Annotated in this window: 5 protein-coding genes and 2 pseudogenes; 2 read left to right on the top strand and 5 right to left on the bottom strand. The window is 64.3% G+C overall.

Annotation, left to right across the window (positions count from 1 at the left end; translation table 11 throughout):
- The 3 genes from dxs to B0O95_RS01740 form a co-directional block, all read right to left on the bottom strand.
- Nucleotides 1-1,044 (bottom strand): 1-deoxy-D-xylulose-5-phosphate synthase (gene dxs / locus B0O95_RS01750; RefSeq protein ID WP_104076303.1); only part of this gene is annotated, 1,044 nt, incomplete at its 3' end.
- 137 nt (nt 1,045-1,181) lie between these two features.
- Nucleotides 1,182-2,072: a polyprenyl synthetase family protein gene (locus B0O95_RS01745; protein ID WP_104076302.1), complete on the bottom strand. Its 891-nt coding sequence runs from the start codon at nt 2,070-2,072 to the stop codon at nt 1,182-1,184.
- Entirely contained in the window at nt 2,069-2,341 is a 273-nt protein-coding gene (locus B0O95_RS01740) for an exodeoxyribonuclease VII small subunit (RefSeq protein WP_370641739.1), read from the bottom strand. Before B0O95_RS01740 ends, B0O95_RS01745 begins: the two co-directional genes overlap by 4 nt.
- Before the next feature lie 261 nt (nt 2,342-2,602).
- Here B0O95_RS01740 and B0O95_RS01735 point away from each other — a divergent pair, with 261 nt between their 5' ends.
- Together B0O95_RS01735 and B0O95_RS01730 are read left to right on the top strand one after the other, a co-directional pair.
- Nucleotides 2,603-3,709, top strand: a complete 1,107-nt coding sequence (locus tag B0O95_RS01735; protein ID WP_104076300.1) for an aromatic ring-hydroxylating oxygenase subunit alpha — start codon at nt 2,603-2,605, stop codon at nt 3,707-3,709.
- 107 nt (nt 3,710-3,816) lie between these two features.
- Nucleotides 3,817-4,686, top strand: a complete 870-nt coding sequence (locus B0O95_RS01730; protein WP_104076299.1) for a sulfurtransferase — start codon at nt 3,817-3,819, stop codon at nt 4,684-4,686.
- Nucleotides 4,687-4,698: 12 nt separating this feature from the next.
- On the opposite strand, the pseudogene B0O95_RS17110 reads toward B0O95_RS01730, so the two are convergent.
- Nucleotides 4,699-5,526, bottom strand: a pseudogene (locus tag B0O95_RS17110) (NAD(P)/FAD-dependent oxidoreductase); the annotation flags it as partial.
- Nucleotides 5,527-5,679: 153 nt separating this feature from the next.
- Nucleotides 5,680-6,162: pseudogene (locus B0O95_RS17105) on the bottom strand (NAD(P)/FAD-dependent oxidoreductase); the annotation flags it as partial.
- Nucleotides 6,163-6,167 lie beyond the last annotated feature (5 nt).

Here is a 6,167-nt window from a genome sequence, read left to right as displayed (position 1 = left end):
CTCCACCAGCCCCGAGCCCTCGCGCATCGCCGGCGTGATGCCCACTACCCGCGGGTCCAGTTCCGCCGCATCGCACAGCCATTCGCCGAAGACCTGTGTATACGTCTTCTTCGACGACGCAACCGGCTTGATGCCTTCGACCGGATTGAACTTGCCCGGACCGTGGTACAGCACCGGATCGGCCTCGGCCAGCTTGTAGCCCTGGCCCTTTTTTGTCACCACGTGCAGAAACTGCGGACCACGCAAGCCACGGATATTCTGTAGCGTTGGAATCAGCGAATCGAGGTCGTGCCCATCGATCGGACCAATGTAATTAAAGCCAAATTCCTCGAACAGCGTCGCGGGCACCACCATGCCCTTTGCATGCTCCTCAAGCTTGCGCGCAAGCTCCAGCATCGGTGGCGCGTGGCGCAGCACCCGCTCGACGCCTTTCTTCGCGGTCGCATAGAACTTGCCCGACATCAGCCGCGCGAGGTACCGGTTCAGTGCACCGACCGGCGGCGAAATCGACATGTCGTTGTCGTTCAGGATCACTAACAACGGGATGTCCTCACACACGCCGGCGTTGTTCAGTGCCTCGAATGCCTCGCCGGCGGTCATCGCACCGTCGCCAATCACCGCGATCGCATACCGGTCTTCGCCCTTGAGTTGGCTGGCAACGGCCATGCCCAGCGCCGCCGAGATCGACGTGCTCGAATGCGCGGTGCCGAAGGTGTCGTACTCCGATTCGCAACGGCGCGGGAAACCCGAGATGCCGCCAAGTTGGCGCAGCGTGCTCATCTGGTCCCGCCGCCCGGTCAAAATCTTGTGCGGATAGGTCTGGTGGCCAACGTCCCAAACGATCCGGTCCGCTGGCGTGTCGAATACATAGTGCAGTGCAATTGTCAGTTCGACCGTGCCGAGATTCGATGACAGGTGGCCGCCCGTCTGCGATACGCTGTCGAGCACGAAGGCACGCAGTTCATCGGCCAATGGCTGCAACTGCCGGCGTTCTAGGCGCCGCAGAGCGGCGGGGTCATCGATGGTTTTCAGCAAGTCGTACATCGTCGTTCCGTTCCAGACAATCCTGCGGCGCATACGCCGACGCTCCTGGCCAATGTGTCCTCGCGCTGCACGTCGCCGGCCGCCAGGCGAGCCGCCGCTGCGATCGCGGGCGCCACGCCCGCCGCCGGCGCGTCAGCTCAATTCACGCGCTCCACCACCAGGTCAGCGATTTGCGCAAGCCGCAGCCCACGCTCGCCCAGCGGCGCGAGCGCCGCACGCGCGTCGCGGCGCAGCTGCGCCGCGAGTTCCCGCGACGCCTGCAGCCCGAGAATCGACACGTAGGTCGGTTTATCGTTGGCCGCATCCTTACCGGCTGTCTTGCCAAGCGTGACCGAGTCGGCCGTCACATCCAGGATGTCGTCGACCACCTGGAACGCCAGACCCACCGCCTTCGCATACGCATCGAGCCCGGCCTCGATGTCGGCCGACAGCCCGTCACCGCACAGCGCTCCCATCTTGACCGCCGCGCGCAGCAGCGCGCCGGTCTTCATCCGATGCATCGTCTCCAACTGCGTCCGCGACAACCGCATGCCCACGCTCGCCAGGTCGATTGCCTGCCCGCCCGCCATGCCGAGCGAGCCGCTCGCGCAAGCGAGTTCGCGCATCAACGCGGCCTGCCGGTGCGCGTCGAGCGCGTCCGAGGCGAGCGCGATAAACGCTTGCGATTGCAGCGCGTCGCCGACGAGCAACCCTGTTGCCTCGTCGTACTGCACGTGCACCGTCGGCTTGCCGCGACGCATATCATCGTCGTCCATCGACGGCAAATCGTCGTGAACCAGCGAGTACACGTGGATCAACTCGAGCGCGCAGGCCGCCGCATCAAGCCGCTGAGCAGGCGCGCCCAGCGCCTGGCCCGCTGCGTGGCACAACATCGGGCGTACACGCTTGCCGCCGTCCAGCACCGCATAGCGCATCGCCTGATGCAGCCGCATCGGCTCGACGTCCGCCGGCGGCAGCACCGCCGAGAGCGCCGCTTCGGTTCGTGCTAGAACGTTGCGTACCCATTCGTCAAATGCCGTGGCGCTCATGCACACTCTCCGTCGCCAATCGCTGGATCGAGGGGCTTGAGCGTCTCACCATCAAGTACGCGAACCTGTTGCTCGACTTTCTCGAGCTGCTGTTGGCAATACGCAACAAGGGCTGCGCCGCGACGATATGCCGCAAGCGACGCCTCGAGGCTCAACGCGCCCCCTTCCATTCGCTCGACCAGGGACTCGAGTTCGCCGAGCGCTGTTTCGTAATTGTCCGGCAATGGGACATCTGCCCCGTCAGGGGCTTGGGAAGCGGTGTTGGGCATCATGCACATGTGTTCTGGCAAGTCACCTATTTTAAGGCAAACGCCGGCCGACCGGCAGCGAATGCGACCTCAACGTGCTGCGCGCCGAATACGCCGGGCCGGCAAATATACTCCGATGACCGGATTCGCGTCATAAATGCGATCCGGATCAAAGATTTAGATACCCCCGTTTGCCTGGAGTGGGTATAATCTTGGGTTTCCCTAAATCGATTTTTCGATGGTTGGGTTGTTCACTGCTTTCACGTCTGCACGGGAGTGGGAATGTCCAATCTGAGCAATGCTCTGCAGCTCAAGTCTATTCACGGCCAGCTGCCTGTTTCAGCCTATTTCGACGAGGCGCTCCTCGCACGCGAGCTCGACGTCCTGTTCAAACGCGGTCCACGCTACATCGGCCATGAACTGATGGTGCCGGAAGCGGGGGACTATTTTGCGCTGCCCGCAGAGAATGAGGGCCGTATACTGGTGCGCAATCCGCACGGTCGTATCGAACTGCTGTCAAACGTATGCCGGCACCGGCAGGCCATCATGCTCAATGGTCGTGGCCATGTTGAGAACATCATCTGCCCGCTGCACCGCTGGACATACGACCTGGGCGGCGAGCTGCTCGGCGCGCCGCACTTTTCGGACAATCCGTGCCTGAACCTGGGCGCCACGCCACTGCAGTCCTGGCACGGAATGCTGTTCGAACGCAACGGCCGGGACGTCGCACGCGATCTTGCGCGCCTGGGCCCGGCGAGCCACTTCGACTTTTCCGGGTACCTGTACGATCACACCGAAGTTCACGAGTGCAACTACAACTGGAAGACGTTCATCGAGGTCTATCTCGAAGACTATCACGTCGTCCCGTTCCATCCTGGACTCGGTAATTTCGTCTCGTGCGATGATCTGCGATGGGAATTCAGCGACTGGTACAGCGTGCAGACAGTCGGTGTACACAGCGCCCTCGCGAATCCGGGCTCGCCGACATACCGCAAGTGGCACGACCAGTTGCTAAAGTTCCGCAACGGCGCGCCACCGGATTTCGGTGCGATCTGGATGGTGTACTACCCGAACGTGATGATCGAATGGTACCCGCACGTACTCATCGTGTCGTATCTGATCCCGCGCGGCGTGCAGCGCACGACGAACATCGTCGAGTTCTACTATCCGGAGGAAGTGGCGCTGTTCGAGCGCGAGATGGTTGAAGCCGAGCGCGCGGCCTATCTAGAGACCGCCGTCGAGGACGACGAGATCGCCGAACGAATGGATGCTGGACGTCGCGCGCTGCTTGCACGCGGCGAATCCCAAGTGGGCCCGTACCAAAGCCCGATGGAAGACGGCATGCAGCATTTCCACGAGTTCCTGCGCCGCGAGCTCGGCACGATTTAACACGCGCTTGCGACTAGTCGAGCCGGACTAAGGTCCGGCTTTTTTGTTTAGACTAGGGTTAGTTCGCCCCAGGTCGATGTCATGACCGCCTCGCCAGGAGATTCGTCATGCCGCAGCATCGCTACACCACGCTGATTTCCACCGAGAATTTGGCCACCCGGCTCGCCACACCCGGCGTAACCACGCTCATCTTCGACTGCCGCTTCGATCTGGCCGACACGTCGGCCGGCGCGGCCGCGTATGACGCTGCGCACATCCCGGGGGCACAGTACCTGGATATCGACCGCGACCTATCCGGACCGAAGACTGGCACCAACGGGCGCCATCCGCTGCCTGAACGCGACACGCTCGCACGCCGGCTCGCGCAGCGGGGCTTGAGCCGCGGCGTACAGGTGGTCGCTTACGACGCGCAAGGCGGCATGTTCGCCGCACGGCTGTGGTGGCTGCTGCGCTGGCTGGGCCACGAGGAGGTGGCGTTGCTCGATGGCGGGCTGCAGGCATGGCAAGCCGCCGGGCAGCCGTTGGACAACGCGATACCGGCCATCACCCCCGGCACGTTTACACCATCGCAGCCGCTGTCGATCAGTATCGACGTCTATGGCGTGCAGCAACAGATGAACGCGACCGCGTGCCGGATGCTCGACGCCCGGGCACCAGACCGCTATCGCGGCGAGAACGAGACGATCGACCCGGTCGCCGGCCACATCCCAGGTGCTCGCCATCGCTTCTTCAAAGATAACCTCGCCACCGACGGCCGCTTCAAGCCCGCCCACACGTTGCGCGACGAATTGTGCGCGGTGCTCGGCGATACTGCACCGGAGCGCACGATTCTGTACTGCGGCTCCGGCGTCACCGCGTGCCACAATGCGCTTGCGATGGAAATCGCCGGATTGCATGGCGCGGTACTGTACGCCGGGTCCTGGAGCGAATGGGTCGCGGACCCGGCCAGGCCTGTTGCCACCGGCGCACAGCCCTGACTGGCCACGGGCTCAGTGCAGCTTGACCCGCGGCCGTGTGGTGCGCCGCAGTCCGTGCGCGAGCATGTCGAGTAGCATCCGACCATAGCCATGCAATGCGGCGATATGCATCCGGTACAGCGATTGATACATGAATCGCGCAAAGAGCCCCTCGACGAATAGGCTCTTGCCGATCAGGCCACCCATCAGATTACCGATTGCGTTGTGGCCCAGCGAGACGAGAGAGCCGAAGTCGCGATACGTATAGGTGGGCAAAGCGCGCCCGTCCAGACGCGCGCGCAGCGCTTCGAGCAGGAAACTCGCTTGCTGGTGCGCCGCCTGGGCACGGGGCGGCACCGTCCGCTTGGCCTCGGGCCACGGACATGCCGCGCAATCGCCAAGCGCAAAAATGTCGTCGTCGCTCTCGGTTTGCAACGTCGAACGCACGACCAGCTGGCCGAGTTTGTTGACGGCCAGCCCATCAAGCAGCGCGAGCACCGGCGGCGCCTTGATGCCAGCCGCCCACACGGTCAAGTCGGCGCGCAACACCTTTCCGCTGCCCGTGACGACCTCGCCGACGCGCACTTCCGATACCGCTTCACCGGTCATCACCGAGACGTTGAGCCGGCGCAACAGCGCCGCCGTTGCGGCTGAAACGCGTTCCGGCAACGCCGGCAGGATCCGCGAACCGGCCTCGATCAACACGATGCCGATGTCGGTGACGGGATCGAGTTTGTGCAAGCCATACGCGGCCAGTACATGCGCCGTGTTGCGCAGTTCGGCCGACAGCTCGACGCCGGTGGCACCCCCGCCGACGATCGCGATCTGGATCCGCGGGCTGGCCGCCCCACCCTGCGCAACGCTGACCGCCCCGCCGTGTGCAGCGCTGGCCGGCCCGCCGTGCGCCGGGCTGGCAGCGCCGCCGGGCAGCGGCCCGTGCCCCACCGCTTGCGGGTGCGGCACGGCGGCCGCGGGTGTACCGTCGGCCGCCACGTCGGCGCTGGACAGCGGCCGCTGCGCGCGCATGCACGCGGCGATCAGGCGGCGTCGGAAGCGTTCTGCCTGCGCGACCGTATCGAGTGCGATCGCGTGCTGCGCGGCGCCGGTTACGCCAAAGAAATGCGTGGTACTGCCAATTGCGATCACCAGCGTGTCGTAGGCGAGCGTGCGCTCAGGCAGCAGCTCGATGTCATCCTCGTCGCGCACCGCGCTCACGCAGATCGTCTTTGCGGTGCGATTCAACCCAAGCAACTCGCCCTGCTGGAATTCGAAACCGTGCCAGCGCGCCTGCGCCGCATACTCAATCTGGTGCGTAAACGGATCCATGCTGCCGGCCGCCACCTCGTGCAACAGCGGCTTCCAGATGTGGGTCGGATAGCGGTCCACGAGTACCACGCTGACGCGCTGCGACGTGCGCCGCGCCCCGAACCGGTTGCCGAGCCGCGTGACCAGTTCCAATCCGCCGGCGCCGCCGCCGACCACAATGATCCGATGCATGCCGA

This window comes from Mycetohabitans endofungorum, from assembly GCF_002927045.1.
Classification (GTDB): Bacteria; Pseudomonadota; Gammaproteobacteria; order Burkholderiales; family Burkholderiaceae; genus Mycetohabitans; species Mycetohabitans endofungorum.
The sequence above is the reverse complement of the archived record's forward strand: the minus strand, read 5'-3'. Positions and strand labels throughout refer to the sequence as shown.

Coding starts and splice junctions, on each gene's coding strand:
- B0O95_RS01745 (WP_104076302.1), bottom strand. CDS start 2,072: ATGAGCGCCACGGCATTTGACGAATGGGTACGCAACGTTCTAGCACGA.
- B0O95_RS01735 (WP_104076300.1), top strand. CDS start 2,603: ATGTCCAATCTGAGCAATGCTCTGCAGCTCAAGTCTATTCACGGCCAG.
- B0O95_RS01730 (WP_104076299.1), top strand. CDS start 3,817: ATGCCGCAGCATCGCTACACCACGCTGATTTCCACCGAGAATTTGGCC.
- B0O95_RS01740 (WP_370641739.1), bottom strand. CDS start 2,341: ATGCCCAACACCGCTTCCCAAGCCCCTGACGGGGCAGATGTCCCATTG.